Origin of the sequence: Aestuariivirga sp. (genome assembly GCF_020252405.1) — a bacterium.
Taxonomy (GTDB): Bacteria; Pseudomonadota; Alphaproteobacteria; order Rhizobiales; family Aestuariivirgaceae; genus Aestuariivirga.
Genome location: NZ_JADCDA010000041.1, coordinates 1 through 16,163, shown reverse-complemented (window position 1 = coordinate 16,163; position 16,163 = coordinate 1). Strand labels below are relative to the sequence as shown.

The window sequence follows — 16,163 nt, the reverse complement described above, 5'->3', positions numbered from 1 at the left end:
CAGGGCGAGCCTTACTTAACGCCCTGCGGCTTGCCGACCACCGTGACGATCAACCGGTCCGGATGCAGCAGGCGCCTGGCCTGGGACCTGACCTGGTCCAGCGTCACGGCCTCGACCAGCGAATTGCGCTTCTGGATATAATCGATCCCCAGATTCTGTTGCTGGAGCCCGAGCAACTGGCTGGCGATGGCGGAATTGGAGGAGAAGCGCAACCCATAGGAGCCGGTGAGGAAGGTCTTGGCCTCGTCGAGGTCTTTCTGGGACGGCCCCTGCTCGGCATATTTCCTGATCACCTCGCGGGCGGCATCCAGGGCCTCGGCGGCCGACTCATTCTTGGTCTGGAGCGCGCCGGCATAGAGGCCGGTGCGCCCCATGGGCGAGAGGCCATAGCTAACGCCATAGGTGAGGCCGCGCCTCTCGCGGATTTCCTCCGAGAGCAGCGAGGTGAGCGCGCCGGAGCCGAGAATTTCAGACATCACATAGGCCGGAATGAAATCCGGATCGTCGCGCTTGATGCCCTCGGTTCCGAAGGCGATGACGCTCTGCGGCATGTCGCGCTCGATGACCTTGAGCTTTGGGCCCATGGCGGGCTTCGCGTCAGAAAGCCTGGGCCGGTCGGCCGCCTTGGCGGGCAGGCTGCCGAAGACTTTGTCGAGCAAGGGCCCGAGTTCCTTCGCCGAGATGTCGCCCACCACCGCGACCTGCAGCGTGTCGCGGTTGAAGATGCGGCGGTGTGCTGCGCGGAGGTCGTCGGCGGAGATGGCGGCAATGCTGGCCTCGGTGCCTTCGTCGGGGCGCGAATAGGGGTCGCCGGGCAGGATCTCGTCCATCCAGGCCTGCCAGGCCATGGACTGCGGGTCCTCGCTCTTGTTCTTGACGTTCAGCAGGAACTGCTGGCGCATGCGCTCCAGCGGTTCAGCATCGAAGCGCGGCGAGGTGATGGCGAGCTTCAGAAGTTCCGCCGAGGCATCGCGGTTCCTGGTGATGGTCTGGAAACCGCCCTCGAAAAAGTCGCTGCCGGCATCGAAGGACATGCGGAAGGCGAGCTCGTCGCGCTTGTTCTGGAACTCAGCGGAGAGCATGTCGCCCGCGCCCTCATCCATCATGCCGGAGAGGAATGTCGAGACGCCCTCCTTGCCGGCGGGCTCCAGCTCGGTGCCGCCCTTGAAGGAATAATTCATGGCCATCAGCGGGATGGCGTGTTCCTCGACAAGCCAGGCCTTGATGCCGCCGGGGCTCGTCACCTCCTGGATGGCGAAGGCATTGGCATGGACGGCTGAGGCGAGGAACAGGCCGGCGAACAGCAGCAGGCCGCGAAGGGCGTTGGGCATCGTCATCATCTTTTCTCTCACTGGCTCTTGGCTTCCGGCAGCAGCACGCCTGTCACCGAGGCGCGGCGGTCCAGCATGGCGCGGGCGGCCTTGTTGACGTCCTCCACCGTGACGGTGACGAGGTCCTTGTCCCAGTTCAGAACGTCGTCGATGCTCTGACCGGTGGCCAGCGCCACGCCGAACAGCCGCGCCAGCTTGTCCTGCGAGTCGAGCAGATAGACGGAACTGGCGATCATGTTGTTGCGGCTGCGGTCGAGTTCTTCCTGGGTCACGCCTTTCGCAACCACTTCGGCGAGGATGGCGTCAATCCCGGATTCGACCTGCTCGATGCTGACGCCTGGGTTGGGCGAAGCGTAGAGGCCGAAACCGCCGTAGTCGAGCTGGTCGGCATCGAACCAGGCGCCGGAATAGGCGGCGAGCTTCTTGTCGAGGCTGAGCGTCTGGTGGAATCGGCTCTGGTTGCCGCCGCCCACGATCTCGGCCAGCAGGGAAAGGGCGAGTTCTTCGCGCTGCGACATCTGGCGCGCGGCTGGCGTCAGATATTGGCGCTGCCAGCTGGGCGAGCTGACGCGCGGGTCCGTCATGGTGACGCGGCGCGCGGCATTGGGCGGCGGCTCCTCGGCGCGCACACGCTCCGACGCCGGACGCTTGTTCACGAGCGGACCGTAGTGGCGCTCTGCGAGGATCTTCACCTCCTCAGGCGTCACATCGCCGGCGACGATGAGGATGGCGTTCTCCGGCTCGTAATGCGCGGCGTAGAAGTCCATCGCGTCCTGGCGGGTGAGCTTCGAGACCTGGTTCATCCAGCCGATCACCGGCTTGCCATAGGGGTGCGCGGCGTACATGGCGGCGTCCATCTGCTCGTTGAGCAGGCCCGCGGGTTCGTTGTCGGTGCGCTGGCGGCGTTCCTCAAGCACGACGGAACGCTCCGGCAGAACCGTCTCGTCGGTCAATTCGAGGTTCTGCATGCGGTCGGCCTCGAGTTCCATGACCAGCGGCAGGCGGTCCTTCATCACCTTCTGGAAATAGGCGGTGTAGTCCTGGGTGGTGAAGGCGTTGCCATTGCCGCCATTGGCGCGGAGGATGCGGTCGAACTCGCCATCGGGGTGCTTGGTCGTGCCCTTGAACATCAGGTGCTCGAGAAGGTGGGCCACACCCGCCTTGCCCTCAGTCTCGTCGGCTGCGCCGGTCTTGTACCAGACCATGTGGGTGACGACGGGGGCGCGGTGATCGGGGATCACCACCACCTGCATGCCATTGGCGAGCTTGAAGGAGGTCACGTCGATGTCGAGCGCGCGCGCGGGGCCGGCAGCGGCCAGCACGGCGAATACGACGGGAAGCAGTCGCTTGAACAGTCTCATGGAACTCCTCGGGGATCTCGGGGATGATGAAAGCCGCGCCATAAGCCCGGCCGGAGGACGGCTATTCGTCCTTGAAAATGTTGCCGATATTCATGATGCTCCCGTAGTTCGGGTTCTTCGCCTTCTTCTGGGCAATGTAGTAGTCCTGCAATTCCTCGCGCAGCTGCTGATCGGTCTTGCGCGTGCCGTCGGGGTTGTTAACCGAGATGCCGACATTGGTGTAAATCGCGTCCTTGGGATCGCCGGTGGTGACGGCGGCGGTCTTGACGGCGGGAGCCGCGGCTTTGGGAGCGGCATAGGCGGGCGTGCTGGCCACGCCGGGATCGGGCAGCGCGGTGGCGGCGCCGGGGGGCGGCAGGCGCAGGTCCGGCGGCATGGTGAGGTCCTGCCGGGCATTGAGAGACTCGGTCGGAGTGTCCTTTTCGAGGTAGCTGCGCATTGAGGCGCCGCAGCCAGCAAGGCAGAGGCCCATCATGCAAAGCAGCACGGTCACACCGGCACGATTCATCCAGATACCCTTGTCAAACCGGCCCTTCAAATGCCGTCGAAATCAGGCTTTTCCGCGGCGGTTGCCGCGGTCGCCGATTACAACCGATTCATACATCAGAAGCGCCACGCCGACAACGATGGCGATGTCCGCCACATTGAAGACATACCAACTAAAACTCTGATAATGAAAGTGAAAGAAGTCCGCCACCGCGCCCCTCGTCAGGCGGTCGGAGGCATTGCCCAGGGCGCCGCCGATGACCATGCCGAGTGCTGCCGCGGCAATGGCGCGGCTGGCCCCGCAGGCCCAGATCCAGAGCAGGATCACAATCGCCAGGGTGAGCGCCACCAGCCATTCCTGGAGATGGGTGGAGAACAGGCCGTAGGACACGCCGGTGTTCCACACCATCACCAGATCGAAGAAACTGGTGATGCGGACGGGTGCTTTTTCGATGATGCCGTAGACATCCAGCATCCAGTATTTGTGCAACTGGTCGACGCCGAAAACGACAACGGCGAGACCCAGCGTCAGCGGTGCAAGCGGACCCCAGAACCTCGCCTTCATCAGACGGTCTTTTCGAAGCGGACCTGCCACTCGCGCACCGCTTGCGCATCGCGCGGGGTGATGTCGGGAAATTGCGGGTCGCTGCCGACGTCGGGCGAGATCTTCCAGGACCGTGCACAGCGCCGGCCCTCCGCCGGCTTGACGACCACGGCCACACCCTTGACGGTGTCGAGCCGAAACCCATCCGCCGGACCTTCGCCCGCGATCAGCTTCGCCGCCGAGGTGATGGAGATTTCGGCGAGGTCGACGCCGTCCAGCGGGGCCAGCAGGTTTTGACTCGATACATAGACCTCGGGTGCTGCTTCCAGCGCCGAGCCGATGGTCTTCTTGACCTGGCGCTCGATCTCCAGCGCGCCGGTGACGACCGAGCGGACCTCGCGGATCTTGTCCCACCTGGCGGCGAGCTCCGGTGCGGCCCATTCGTCCGGGCAATGGGCGAATTGCATGAGGTGGACGCAGGAGCCCTCGCCGGGGAAGCGCGACAGCCAGACCTCGTCCATGGTGAAGGCCAGCACCGGCGCCCACCAGGTGACGAGGCAGTGGAAGAGCTGATCCATCACAGTGCGGCAGGAACGCCGCCTGAGGCTCGACCAGGCGTCGCAATAGAGCGAGTCCTTGCGGATGTCGAAATAGAAGGCCGAGAGATCGACCGTCATGAAGTTGGTCAGGAGCGCGAAGAGGCGCTTGTAGTCGAACACCTCGTAGGCCTGGCGAACCTGGCCACCGAGCTCATGCAGGCGGTGGAGGATGTAGCGGTCGAGCTCCGGCATATCCTTGGCCTGCACGAACTCCCGGTCCTGGAAATCATCCAAAGCACCCATGATGTAGCGCATGGTGTTGCGGAGCTTGCGGTAGGCCTCGATATTGGTCTTGAGGATTTCCGGCCCGAGACGAAGGTCCTCGGCATAGTCCGCGGAGGCCACCCACAGGCGCAGGATGTCGGCGCCCGACTGCCTGATGACCTCCTGCGGGGTGACGATGTTGCCCAGGGACTTCGACATCTTGCGGCCGTCCTCCGCGACGACGAAGCCATGCGTGAGCACCGCGTCATAGGGCGCCCGACCGCGCGTGCCGCAGGCCTCGAGCAGCGAGGAATGAAACCAGCCGCGATGCTGGTCGGAGCCTTCGAGATAGATGTCGGCCGGCCACTTCAGGTCTGGCCGCTGCTCCAGCACGAAGGCATGGGTGGAGCCCGAATCGAACCACACATCGAGAATGTCGCGCACCTGCTCCCACTCGAGGATGGAGCGGTCAGGCCCGAGGAAGCGCTGGGCCGCGCCTTCGGCGAACCACGCATCCGCCCCTTCCGCCGAAAACGCATCGACAATGCGCTGGTTGACCTCGGCGTCGTTCAGGATCTCGCCCGTCGCGCGGTTGACGAAGACGGCGATGGGCACGCCCCAGGCGCGCTGGCGCGAGATGACCCAGTCCGGCCGCTGCTCGATCATGGCGCGCAGGCGGTTCTGGCCGCCCGCGGGGAAGAACTTCGTCCCGTCGATGGCCTTCAGCGCAGTGTCGCGCAGGCCGTGGCTCGACATGGAAATGAACCACTGCGGCGTGTTGCGGAAGATGATGGGCTTCCTGGAGCGCCATGAATGCGGATACTGGTGCTTGAGGCGGCCGCGCGAGATCAAGGCACCGGCTTCGCTCAGAGCACGGATGACGGCGTCATTGGCGTCGCCCTTCTCGCCCGTGCCGGTGATGACGCGCTTGCCGGTGAAGCCCGGCGCCTCCCTGGTGTAGAAGCCATCGGCATCCACCGTGAAGGGGATGGTTGTATCGACACCTTTGTGTTGGGCCTGCTGCATCCAGATAGCATAGTCATCAGCGCCGTGACCCGGAGCCGTGTGGACAAAGCCCGTGCCAGCGTCGTCAGTGACATGATCGCCATCAAGCAGCGGCACCGCGAAGCTATAGCCGAGGTGCGCGAGTGGATGGCTGCATCCAATCCATGCTGGGTCGACATTCCCCAGACGCTCAAAGGACTCGACCTTGGCCGCTTTCATCACCTCCTCAGCGAGGCGATCGGCAAGAATGTACTTGTCCCCAGCCTTGGCCCAGTTTCCTTCCGGCGCAGCGGTCACGCGATAGAGGCCGTAAGCAATTTTAGATGAGAAGCTGATCGCCCGGTTACCGGGAATGGTCCACGGCGTTGTCGTCCAGATGACAACACTGGCGTCAAGCAGGCCGCTCAACTCCGCGCCGTCCCGAACGGCGAACCGCACAGGAAACTTCACGAAGATCGTGTCCGACTGATAGTCCTGATATTCGACTTCCGCCTCGGCCAACGCGGTCTTTTCGACGACGGACCACATGACCGGCTTCGAGCCGCGATAAAGCTGGCCGGACCCGGCGAATTTCAGAAGTTCCTTCGCGATCAGCGCTTCGGCGCGGAAATTCATGGTGAGGTAGGGATTGTTCCAGTCGCCCGTGACGCCCAGGCGCTTGAACTCTTCGCGCTGGACATCGATCCAGTGCGCGGCGAAGGCGCGGCATTCCTTGCGGAAGTCGTTGATGGGCACCTCGTCCTTGTTCTTGCCCTTGTCGCGGTATTGCTCCTCGATCTTCCATTCGATGGGCAGGCCGTGGCAATCCCAGCCCGGAACGTAATTGGAATCGAAGCCCTGCATCTGGCGGGAGCGGGTGACGATGTCCTTGAGGATCTTGTTGAGCGCGTGGCCAATATGGAGGTGGCCATTGGCGTAAGGAGGCCCGTCATGCAGCACGTATTTGGGCCGGCCGGCGGACTGCCGGCGGAGCGTGCTGTAGAGGTCCATCGCCTCCCAGCGCTTCAGCAGTTCCGGCTCGCGCTGCGGCAGGCCGGCCTTCATGGCGAAGCTGGTCTTGGGCAGGAACACGGTGTCGCGGTAGCGGTCGGTCTTCTGCGGCTTGTCGTCGGACATCTGGCTTGGGGGTCCAAATCAAGGGTTTGGCGGGCTTCTAATGCATGATCCGCAAAAGTGGAACCGGTTTTGCGACAAGATCATGCTCAAGCTCTTGATCTGGCGCATGTTCCGACCAGGCGATTCCGCCTGAACGGAACAAGCGCTTGCAGGTTTTGGGCGGCGATGACGGGTGATGGAATTCGACTGCCGGCCAAGCCTGATGCTGCTGGAGAGGGCGTCAAAAGCAGGAGAGGCGGGAGGCGGGACGGGCTTTGTCGTCATCTGGCTGGTTTCAACACAATCCTGATGCTAGAGGGGGCTGTGAAACGCATCGGACATTGGCTTGGGAAGACGGGTCTGGCCGTGTTGCTGGCGCTGCTGGCATCGGCTTGTCTGGCGCTTGCGCAGGCCCCGGCGACGCCCGTGCAACTGAGCGACGAGCAGGTGAACCAGATCGTCAAGGCGGTGACTGGCGCCGTGCTGAACGATCTGAAGGCCTCCGCGCAGGCTCCGGCGCCAGCCGCGCCCGCTCCGCCTCCGGCCCCCGGCTCCGACGCGGCAAGCGCGGAGGAGTTTGCCGAATATTTGCAGCAAAAGCAGCTTGCGTTTTTTGAGCAGTTCAACGCCACGCTGCGCGCCTACCCCGCGCTGGCCGATCACGTCGGCAGCATCATCGAGCGGGTGGATGGCGGGCCCACGGGGCGCAGCACGCTTGCCTTTCTGGGGTTTGTAGCGGCCATCATCGCCGCGGGCGTGGCATTGGCCTATGGCGCCACGGCGGCAGCGCGGCGGCTGCTGCCGGGCACGGAGCCAAAGTCCGGCCCGGCCAGCATCGCCCAGACGCTGCGGCGCGCCGCCGCAAACCTGATCGGTCTTGCCCTGTTCTGGATGGTCACGGCCTATTGCTCCGCCAAGTTCTTCCACGGATTGGGGATGCAGGGCACGGTTGGGCAATGGATGCTGATGGGAGCCGGGCATTTTGCCCTGTACTATACCGTGCTGCTGATCTGGTTCCGCCCGGCGGAGCCCGAATACCGGATCGTGCCGCTGGAGGGGGCTGATACAAAGCCGACGATGCGCCTGTTCGTAACGGTGATGGCGGTGGTGGTGCTCCGGTCGTGGATCGCCATCCCGATCGCCAACCACCAGCCGGCGCCGGTTATCGCGGCGGGCCTGCTGATCAACAACCTGATGTTCGTTTCAAGCTTCTTCGCGGCAGCGCTGCCCGCGCGCGATGCCATGCGGCGCTGGATCGAGACCACCGCCGTCGGCGTGCAGGCCTCGCCGTTGCGGCGCTGGTTCGCGGCGAACTGGCTGGTCCTGGCGGGAACCGGGGTGCTGACGATTTCAGCCGTGCATGCCTATGGCGCGGTGACCAACCATGTGAGCGTTGTGGCGGGCCTCACCAGCACGGTGCAGGCGGTGGTGGCGATGGTGCTCGTCTGCGCCCTTGTGGAGTTTGTGGGCCGGCGCAGCGAGCGCGCCGAACAGGCATCGAGGCGGGCAGTCCCCAGGCTGCCGAGCCTGGTGAGCAGAATGCTGCGCGTGCTCATCCTGCTGAGCGCCGCGGTCTATTTCATCAGGCTGTGGGCCGTTGACGCGCTGCAGGTCATGACGCCCGCGCAGTGGGGCAAACTCGCCGACTTCGCCATCGAACCGCTGGCCGCCGTCTTCGCCGGTTATCTTGCGGTGTCCTATGTCAACTATTACGCCGTCCGCTACCTCGCCACGCACCCCGTGACGGTGACGTCGATCAACGAGAATGGCGACCTCGTTTCGAAGGCGGACGGTTCCTCGCGGCTGCGCACGCTCATTCCGATCATCCGCGTCACCGCCAACGTGCTCATCGTCATCATGATCGCGCTGCTGGTGCTCTCCCAGCTTGGCTTCAACATCACGCCGCTGCTGGCCGGCGCCTCGGTGATCGGCCTTGCCATATCCTTCGGCAGCCAGACGCTGGTGAAGGACATCGTGACCGGCGTGCTGTTCCTGGCGGAGGATGCCTTCCGCATCGGCGAATACATCGTGTGCGGCAATTCGAGCGGCACGGTGGAGGGTTTCACGCTGCGCTCGGTGCGGCTGCGCCACGCGGACGGGCAAATCTTCACCGTGCCCTTCGGGCAGATCGGCGAGATCGTGAATTTCAGCCGCGACTGGGCGACCGTGAATTTCAACATGAGCCTCGACCGCGACGCGGATCTCGACGACATTCGCCGCGTGACGGCGCAGGTGGCCGACAGCCTCAAGGCGGATTTCAGGAGCCGCCTGCTCGACCCGCTCAAGGTGCAGGGCGTGAAGGACGTGACCGACACGGCCATCGTGGTGCAGTTCAAGTTCACCGCCCTGCCCCATGACCCCGGCGAAATCGAGCGTGTGGCGCGAAGCCGCCTGCTGAAGGCCTTCAGGGACAACGGCATCGCCCTTTCGCGCCCCACATGGTTCAGCGCGGGAACGGCCGCCCAGCCGGCGTGAGAGGCGTGAACAAGGCGGGCTGACAGGGGGGCCAATCCCGATTATGGATGGTTTCACAACGTCAGGAGGAAGACCCCGTGAGCAGCGCCCTTCAGCTTATTCCCGCCCGCCGCGGCAAGGCCGTTCGCATCAACAAGGGCCAGTCGGTGAAGGTGATCAACACCCATGGCAACCAGGTGGTGGATTTCTGGGCCTTCAACGCCGGTGACCTGCGCGAGTATATGGGCATGGAACATTGCCGGGCGTTCTGGACCAGGCTTTTCCCGGTGGAGGGCGACAAGATGGTGACCAACCGCCGCCGCCCGATCCTGACCCTGACGAAGGATGCAAGCCCCGGCCGCCACGACACGCTGATCGCGCCCTGCGATAACGAGCGCTACGGTCTCCTCGGCTGCACGCATTATCACGACAACTGCCGCGACAATATGCACGCGGGGCTGGCCGGGCTCGGCCTCCACATTCCCCACACGCCCGGCTCGCTCAACCTGTTCATGAATATTCCGTGGGCGGATAATGGCGGTCTCGAATGGGGCAACTGCCTGTGCAGGCCCGGCGACTATGTCGTCTTCCGCGCCGAGATGGATGCCATCGTGGTGTTTTCCGCCTGCCCGCAGGACATGCTGCCGATCAACAACGGCGTCACCGCCGAGGCTCATTTCGAGGTGCTGGACCAATAGGCCGGGCCTCCCCGCCTTCAGCCCGTCCACTTCTCCCGCATCGTCACCAGCTCCTCCGCCGCCGTGGGGTGCACCGCCATGGTGGCGTCGAAGTCGGACTTCTTCGCGCCGAGCCTGACGGAAATGCCGAGGAGCTGGGCCATCTCGCCGGCGTCCGGCCCGCAGATGTGGCAGCCTAACACGCGGTCGGTCCCGCCATCGACGACGAGCTTCATCAGCATGCGCCCGTCACGACCGGACAATGTGTGCCTCATCGGGCGGAAGCTGGTCTTATAGATATCGACAGCGGGACACTGCCCGCGCGCCTGCGCCTCGGTCAGGCCCACCGCGCCGATCTCGGGCTGGGAAAAGACCGCGGTGGGGATGAGGCTGTGGTCAACTTTCACCGGCTTGCCGCCGAACACCGTGTCAGCGAAGGCATGGCCCTCGCGGATGGCCACGGGCGTGAGGTTGACGCGGTTGGTGACGTCGCCCACGGCGTAGATCGAGGGCACGCCGGTCTGAGAGTAATCGTCCACCTTCACCGCATGATGCGGGGTGAGCTCCACGCCCGCCTTTTCGAGGCCAAGGTCCATCACATTGGGGATGCGGCCGGTGGCGAACATGATCTGGCCCGCGCCGAAGCTGACGCCATCATTCAGCGTGACGCGCACGCCCCCGCCGGAGCGTTCGATCGAAGACACGCCCGCCTGGGTGCGGATCTCGATGCCCTTTTTCCTCATCTCGGCGGCAAGGTGGTTGCGGATGTCGTCGTCGAAGCCGCGCAGAATCTGACCGCCGCGACAGACCAGAACCGTCTCGACGCCGAGGCCGGAAAATATGCCGGCGAACTCCACCGCAATGTAGCCGCTGCCAACAATGACGATGCGCGCGGGCAGGCTTTCCAGATTGAAGGCCTCGTTGGAGGTGATGGCCAGCTCGTGGCCCGGCAGATGCCGCGGCACGAAGGGCGTGGCGCCGGTGGCGATGAGGATGTAGCGCGCGGTGATGCCGCGGCCTGACGCGAGGCGCACGGCGTTGGGGCCCTCCAGCGTCGCGCGCCCGGGGATCAGCTCCGCGCCCGCCGCTTCGAGGTTGCGGATATAGGCCTTGTTGAGGCGGTCGATCTCCCTGTTCTTGTTCTCGACCAGCGTCCACCAGTCGAAGGAGACCTTGCTCGAGGTCCAGCCGAAGCCCACCGCATCCTCGAACTCCTCGGCGAATTTCGAGGCCTGGACGAAGAGCTTCTTCGGCACGCAACCCCTGATCACGCAGGTGCCGCCGACGCGGTATTCCTCCGCCACCGCCACGCGCGCGCCATGGCGCGCCGCGATGCGGCCGGCGCGGACCCCGCCGGAGCCCGCGCCGATGACGAAGAGATCATAGTCGAAGCCGCTCATCCCTTGCGGAAGGTCCGCACCCCGTCATCGGTGCCCATCAGCACGATGCCGCAGATGTCGATGAACAGGCCATGATCGGCAACTCCGGGGATCGACTTCAGCAAGCCGTCCAGCCGGCGCGGCTCCGGAATGTGGCCGATGGCGACGTCGATGATGGCGTTGCCGCTGTCGGTGACGAAGGGCTTGCCGTCCTTCAGGCGCAGCACCTGCTTGCCCTTGAGATCGCAGATCCGCAGCGCGCGGTCGATCTTCCAGGCGGTCGCGTTGACGCCGAAGGGCACGACCTCGACGGGCAGCGGAAAGCGGCCCAGCGCATCGACCTTCTTCGACCGGTCGGCGATCACCACCATATAGCGCGACGAGGTGGCCACGATCTTCTCGGCCAGCAGCGCGCCGCCGCCGCCCTTGATGAGCTGCCAGCTGGCGTCGAACTCGTCCGCGCCATCCACCGTCACGTCGAGGTGCGGCTGCTTCTCGAGCGTGGTCATCCTCAGGCCGAGGCTCTGGGCCAGCTGGAAGCTCGCCCGCGAGGTGGCGACGCACTCGACGTCAAGGCCCTCGCGCGCCTTATGGGCCAGCGCCTCGATGAAGAGGCTGGCGGTGGAACCCGTGCCCAGGCCCACCTTGGCGCCGGGCTTGACGTATTCGAGCGCGGCAATGGCCGCGGCTTTCTTCTGTTCGTCCGCGGTCACGTGTTGAGCCCACCCATCAGCATATATTTCATTTCCAGATATTCCTCGACGCCGTGGTGGGAACCTTCGCGGCCGAGCCCCGATTCCTTGACGCCGCCGAACGGCGCCTCGGCCGTCGAGATGATGCCCTCGTTGATGCCGACCATGCCGTATTCGAGGCCTTCCGCCACCCGCCAGACGCGGCCGATGTCACGCGAATAGAAATAGCAGGCAAGGCCGAATTCGGTGGCGTTCGCCATCTCGATGGCCTGCTCCTCGGTGTGGAACCTGAACAGCGGCGCCACCGGGCCGAAAGTCTCCTCGCGGGCCACGGCCATGCCGGCGGTGACGTCGCGCAGCAGCGTGGGCTCGAAGAAGTTGCCGCCCAGCGGCTTGCCGCCGCTGACGATTTTGGCGCCCTTGCTCACCGCATCGTCGATGTGCTCCCGCACCTTGGCGACGGCGGCCCTGTTGATGAGCGGGCCGGTGGTGACGCCCTGCTCCGTGCCGTCGCCCACCCGGAGGGTCTTCACCGCGGCGGCGAGCTTTTCGGCGAAGGCGTCATAGACGGCGTCCTGGACGAGGATGCGGTTGGCGCAGACGCAGGTCTGGCCGGCATTGCGGTACTTGGACAGCATGGCGCCCTGCACCGCGGCGTCGAGGTCGGCGTCGTCGAACACGATGAAGGGCGCGTTGCCGCCCAGCTCCAGGCCCACCTTCTTGATGGTCGGCGCGCACTGCGCCATGAGCACGCGGCCGACTTCCGTCGAACCCGTGAAGGTCAGGGCACGGACGATCGGGCTTGAGGTCATCTCGGCGCCGATCTCGCGCGACACGCCGGTCAGCACCGAGAAGACGCCCGCCGGAATGCCGGCCCGTTCGGCCAGCTCGCACAGGGCCAGGGCGGAGAACGGCGTCTCGTTGGCGGGCTTGCAGACGAAGGCGCAGCCGGCGGCCAGCGCCGGGCCTGCCTTGCGGGTGATCATGGCATTGGGGAAGTTCCACGGCGTGATGGCGGCGACGACGCCGACCGGCTGCTTGATCACCACCATGCGGGCGGCGGGCCAGGGCGAAGGAATGGTCTCGCCATAGATGCGCTTGCCCTCTTCGGCGAAGAATTCGATGAAGGACGCGCCATAGGCCACCTCGCCGCGCGACTCCGCCAGGGGCTTGCCCTGTTCGGCCGTCATGATCTGGGCCAGGTCCTCCTGATTGTCCATGATCAGGTTGAACCATTTGCGCAGGATCGCCCCGCGCTCCCTGGCGGTCTTCTTCGCCCAGCCCTTCTGGGCGCGGCCTGCGGCTTCGATGGCAAGCCGGGTTTCCGCAGCACCCAGCTTCGGCACGGCCCCGATCACGCTGTCGTCAACCGGGTTGGTGACGTCGATGACCGCGGAGCCCGAGACCCACTTGCCGTCGATATAGCATTTTTCCTTGAGGAGGGACGTGTCCTTCAGTAAGCCGCGCAGGGCCTGGGTTTTGCGGATATCCATTGAGTCTCCTGTCATTCGGGTGGCGGCCTCCTGGCGCATGTTCCGTTCGGGCGGAGTCGCCTGGACGGAACATGCGCCAGATCAGAAGCTTGCGCATGATCTTGTCGCAAAAGCGGTTCCACTTTTGCGGGTCATGCTTTAGCACGGGGTTCCGCCCGGAACCAAATGCCAGTTTAAGGAGGCAGACTTGCCCGATCATGCGGTGATTTTCGACCTCGACGGCACGCTGGTGGACACAGCACCCGACCTGATGCGGGCCACCAATTTCGTGCTCGGCGGAATGGGCCGCCGCCCGCTCGATATGGCGGAGGTGCGCGCCTTCGTGGGCCATGGCGCGCGCGCGCTGCTCACCCGCGGGCTTGCCGCCACCGGCGGATTGCCGGACGGCTATGACGTCGAACCCGACTACCGCCGCTTCGTCGACTTCTATTCCGCCAATATCGCGGAGGACAGCGCCCCCTTCCCCGGCCTCGTCCGCCTGCTCGACCGGCTGAAGGCGGAGGGCTTCGGCCTCGGCGTCTGCACCAACAAGCTGGAAGGCCTTTCGGTGCAGCTGCTCGGCGCGCTGGACCTTGCGAAATATTTCGGCGCGGTGGTGGGCCCGGACACGCTGGGCATCGCCAAGCCGGACCCCGCCCCCTTCTACGAGGCGGTGAACCGCCTCGACCTCGAAAGCCCGCGGGCCATCATGGTGGGTGACAGCGAAACCGACATCCTCACCGCCCGCAATGCCGGCGTGCCGGTCATCGCCGTGCCCTTCGGCTACACCCCGCGGCCCGTGGCGGACTTCGGCCCGGACCGGCTGATCGGCCATTTCGACGAAGCCTATGACGCCATCCAGGAGCTTTTCGCCGAGGCCTGAACCCTTGCCTTGACTTGAACGGAGCCTTCCGCCTATACCGCAGCCAACCCAAAGGCACGGGCGATCGGCGCAGCTTGCAGCGCGGTGTGTTCACATCGCAGGATCACTTTGTCTCATGCGCCATGTTTTTTACTCACAAAAACAGGCGCTTGCAGCCAGAAGCGCGGAGGGTGCCTGGTTCGGTTGAACCATGGGAGCGTAGCTCAGCGGTAGAGCACTCCGTTCACATCGGAGTGGTCACAGGTTCGATCCCTGTCGCTCCCACCATCCTCTTCTGACCACTCAACTGCCAAACTGATGTCGTTTTCAAGCACCCGGAACTGCTTGACGGCATTGGCAACCTGGTGAAAGTTCCCGTTCCAAAAGCCGTTCGCCCAATCGAAACAAATCCTCTCCATGAGTGACGCACCGCCCCCACCTGAGTTCCACCTTCACTTCGGGGGCGAGAACGCGTTGGTGCGCGCTCACAAGGTTCCAGCGGTCACGCTTCTTCAAGCGGTTCAAGCACTCCAACGGGTCGTTCATCTGCTTGCCGTGAATTACGAAGGTGGAGAGATCAAGCAGCGTCTCCGGGTGAGCCGCCAGATGGAACGCAAATACGCGGTTGTCTGTGGTGTGCCACAAGATGGAGGCTATGATCTTCCCTACAGCATAGGGGATCCTTCGCATGGCCTGCTTGACGCGCAAGATCTCAAGGCAGTCGTCGGCATCTTCACTGACGTACTGAACGCGGTGGAGGCCGAAGATGTTGCCGGTTTTCGACGGGCCGTTCCCACCGCTTCCGTCCGCCGGGCAATCGCCGCGGAACTCAAGAAGATGCAGCCCCCACCACGCACGGGTCTGTATGTCACCATCGAAGCAACTGGTGGTGTAACCTTGTTGAACGGCAAGACCGCCATCGAACGTCTTAACCCGCTGATTTCGGAAGCCGCGCCCACCATTATCCACCCCATGGTCGTAACGGGCCGTCTCGATGCACTCGAATTTCAAACCCGGACCCTCAGAATTCAACTACCCAACGGTCGCCTGCTGTTCGGGGCGTATGGAGAAGACTTCGAACCGGTTCTCGTTGAAAACCGCCGTGAATGGATACAGCTGCGCGGCGAGGCAATTCTCAACGATGACGATACATTGAAAACGCTGAATAACATATCAGAGATAATCGAGGTCGATGAGTCCCCCATTGAGGTGACGACCTTTGGCTTCAGCGGTCAAACACTTGAGGCGGCGAGGCCTGTGAGTGTCCGGGTCTCTTTCAATCCTGAAGACGGCCTTTACGTGGCAGAGGGTGATTTTCACTTGTTCACGAGTGCGGAAACCCGTGATGAGCTGGAGGAGGCGGTCAATGAAGCTCTTGCATTCCTCTGGCGGGAGTACGCAGAGGCCGATCCCCAAACCCTCAGCTCAGACGCGAAGTTGCTGCAGAAGGAACTTCGCAACGCGTTCGGTGTTCGGTAATGCCCTTAGACCGCAAGGATATTGAGGCGTCACTGGAGAAGAAGGGTTTCGCCGCTGTAGAGGGCGACCATACGTTCTACATCTATTGGACAACATCGGGATTGAAGACTTCAGTTTTCACCAAGACCTCCCACGGAAGCCGCTACAAGACGTTGTCTGATGCACTGGTGGGTCAGATGGCGCGGCAGTGCAAGATGACTACTGGCCAGTTCAAGAACTTCGTTAAGTGCACTTTGTCGAGAGAAGCATACGAAGCCATTTTGATCGAGGCAAAGCACATCTCATTGTGCCCGTGAGAGCTATGTTCTGACGAACAAGACCCAGAGGCGAACTGTTGCCACTGGCTCCACCGCCTGCCTCAGCTCTCGGCAGCTCGACGGGGCTTAGAGTATCCGTGATGATCAAGCGATTTTTTTCTGCCAGGTGGCGCGTTTTTTGAGGAGTGCGTTGGCGAGGACGACGAGCTTTCGCATGACGGCAGTGATGGCCTGCTTGGGAGCTTTTCCGATGGCGATCAGCTGTT

General features: G+C 63.9%; 12 protein-coding genes and 1 tRNA gene. 5 read left to right on the top strand and 8 right to left on the bottom strand.

Going from position 1 to position 16,163, the window contains the following annotated elements; all coding sequences use genetic code 11:
• Positions 1 to 11: 11 nt before the first annotated feature.
• The 5 genes from IOC69_RS07545 to ileS all read right to left on the bottom strand — a co-directional run bounded on the left by IOC69_RS07545 (position 12) and on the right by ileS (position 6,646).
• A complete protein-coding gene (locus tag IOC69_RS07545; RefSeq protein WP_290542935.1) occupies positions 12 to 1,331 on the bottom strand; it encodes a pitrilysin family protein in 1,320 nt (439 codons plus the stop codon).
• A 17-nt stretch (positions 1,332 to 1,348) separates the two neighbouring features.
• Positions 1,349 to 2,692, bottom strand: a complete 1,344-nt coding sequence (locus tag IOC69_RS07540) for a pitrilysin family protein (RefSeq protein WP_290542934.1) — start codon at positions 2,690 to 2,692, stop codon at positions 1,349 to 1,351.
• A gap of 61 nt (positions 2,693 to 2,753) precedes the next feature.
• Complete coding sequence (locus tag IOC69_RS07535; protein ID WP_290542933.1) at positions 2,754 to 3,200, bottom strand: hypothetical protein; 447 nt, start codon at positions 3,198 to 3,200, stop codon at positions 2,754 to 2,756.
• Positions 3,201 to 3,242: 42 nt separating this feature from the next.
• Positions 3,243 to 3,743: a signal peptidase II gene (lspA, locus tag IOC69_RS07530; RefSeq protein ID WP_290542932.1), complete on the bottom strand. Its 501-nt coding sequence runs from the start codon at positions 3,741 to 3,743 to the stop codon at positions 3,243 to 3,245.
• On the bottom strand, positions 3,743 to 6,646 hold the full coding sequence (gene ileS, locus IOC69_RS07525) for an isoleucine--tRNA ligase (RefSeq protein ID WP_290542931.1): 2,904 nt from the start codon (positions 6,644 to 6,646) through the stop codon (positions 3,743 to 3,745). Before ileS ends, lspA begins: the two co-directional genes overlap by 1 nt.
• 303 nt (positions 6,647 to 6,949) lie before the next feature.
• Between ileS and IOC69_RS07520 the strand changes: the two genes are divergently transcribed.
• Together IOC69_RS07520 and IOC69_RS07515 are read left to right on the top strand one after the other, a co-directional pair.
• Positions 6,950 to 9,100: a mechanosensitive ion channel family protein gene (locus IOC69_RS07520; protein WP_290542930.1), complete on the top strand. Its 2,151-nt coding sequence runs from the start codon at positions 6,950 to 6,952 to the stop codon at positions 9,098 to 9,100.
• A gap of 77 nt (positions 9,101 to 9,177) precedes the next feature.
• Positions 9,178 to 9,777, top strand: a complete 600-nt coding sequence (locus tag IOC69_RS07515; RefSeq protein WP_290542929.1) for an urea carboxylase-associated family protein — start codon at positions 9,178 to 9,180, stop codon at positions 9,775 to 9,777.
• A 17-nt stretch (positions 9,778 to 9,794) separates the two neighbouring features.
• Here IOC69_RS07515 and gor read toward each other — a convergent pair whose 3' ends face one another.
• The 3 genes from gor to IOC69_RS07500 are packed head-to-tail and all read right to left on the bottom strand — an operon-like array spanning position 9,795 to position 13,320.
• Positions 9,795 to 11,156 carry a glutathione-disulfide reductase gene (gene gor, locus IOC69_RS07510; RefSeq protein ID WP_290542928.1) on the bottom strand — a complete coding sequence of 454 codons (1,362 nt, stop codon included), beginning with the start codon at positions 11,154 to 11,156 and terminating at the stop codon, positions 9,795 to 9,797.
• Positions 11,153 to 11,848 carry a ribose-5-phosphate isomerase RpiA gene (gene rpiA / locus IOC69_RS07505; protein WP_290542927.1) on the bottom strand — a complete coding sequence of 232 codons (696 nt, stop codon included), beginning with the start codon at positions 11,846 to 11,848 and terminating at the stop codon, positions 11,153 to 11,155. The genes gor and rpiA overlap by 4 nt, the downstream gene beginning before the upstream one ends.
• Complete coding sequence (locus tag IOC69_RS07500) at positions 11,845 to 13,320, bottom strand: NAD-dependent succinate-semialdehyde dehydrogenase (protein ID WP_290542926.1); 1,476 nt, start codon at positions 13,318 to 13,320, stop codon at positions 11,845 to 11,847. The genes rpiA and IOC69_RS07500 overlap by 4 nt, the downstream gene beginning before the upstream one ends.
• Positions 13,321 to 13,507: 187 nt before the next feature.
• Here IOC69_RS07500 and gph point away from each other — a divergent pair, with 187 nt between their 5' ends.
• The 3 genes from gph (at position 13,508) to IOC69_RS07485 (ending at position 15,640) form a co-directional block, all read left to right on the top strand.
• Positions 13,508 to 14,182 (top strand): phosphoglycolate phosphatase, encoded by a 675-nt coding sequence (gene gph, locus IOC69_RS07495; RefSeq protein ID WP_290542925.1) that lies wholly within the window; start codon positions 13,508 to 13,510, stop codon positions 14,180 to 14,182.
• Between the two features lie 192 nt (positions 14,183 to 14,374).
• Positions 14,375 to 14,449, top strand: a tRNA-Val gene (locus IOC69_RS07490).
• Positions 14,450 to 14,638: 189 nt separating this feature from the next.
• Positions 14,639 to 15,640 carry a hypothetical protein gene (locus IOC69_RS07485; protein ID WP_290542924.1) on the top strand — a complete coding sequence of 334 codons (1,002 nt, stop codon included), beginning with the start codon at positions 14,639 to 14,641 and terminating at the stop codon, positions 15,638 to 15,640.
• Positions 15,641 to 16,163: the final 523 nt, after the last annotated feature.

Excerpts from the sequence above, each read along its gene's own strand:
- IOC69_RS07500 (WP_290542926.1), bottom strand. The coding sequence starts at position 13,320 with ATGGATATCCGCAAAACCCAGGCCCTGCGCGGCTTACTGAAGGACACG.
- ileS (WP_290542931.1), bottom strand. The coding sequence starts at position 6,646 with ATGTCCGACGACAAGCCGCAGAAGACCGACCGCTACCGCGACACCGTG.
- IOC69_RS07545 (WP_290542935.1), bottom strand. The coding sequence starts at position 1,331 with ATGCCCAACGCCCTTCGCGGCCTGCTGCTGTTCGCCGGCCTGTTCCTC.
- lspA (WP_290542932.1), bottom strand. The coding sequence starts at position 3,743 with ATGAAGGCGAGGTTCTGGGGTCCGCTTGCACCGCTGACGCTGGGTCTC.
- gor (WP_290542928.1), bottom strand. The coding sequence starts at position 11,156 with ATGAGCGGCTTCGACTATGATCTCTTCGTCATCGGCGCGGGCTCCGGC.
- IOC69_RS07540 (WP_290542934.1), bottom strand. The coding sequence starts at position 2,692 with ATGAGACTGTTCAAGCGACTGCTTCCCGTCGTATTCGCCGTGCTGGCC.
- IOC69_RS07535 (WP_290542933.1), bottom strand. The coding sequence starts at position 3,200 with ATGAATCGTGCCGGTGTGACCGTGCTGCTTTGCATGATGGGCCTCTGC.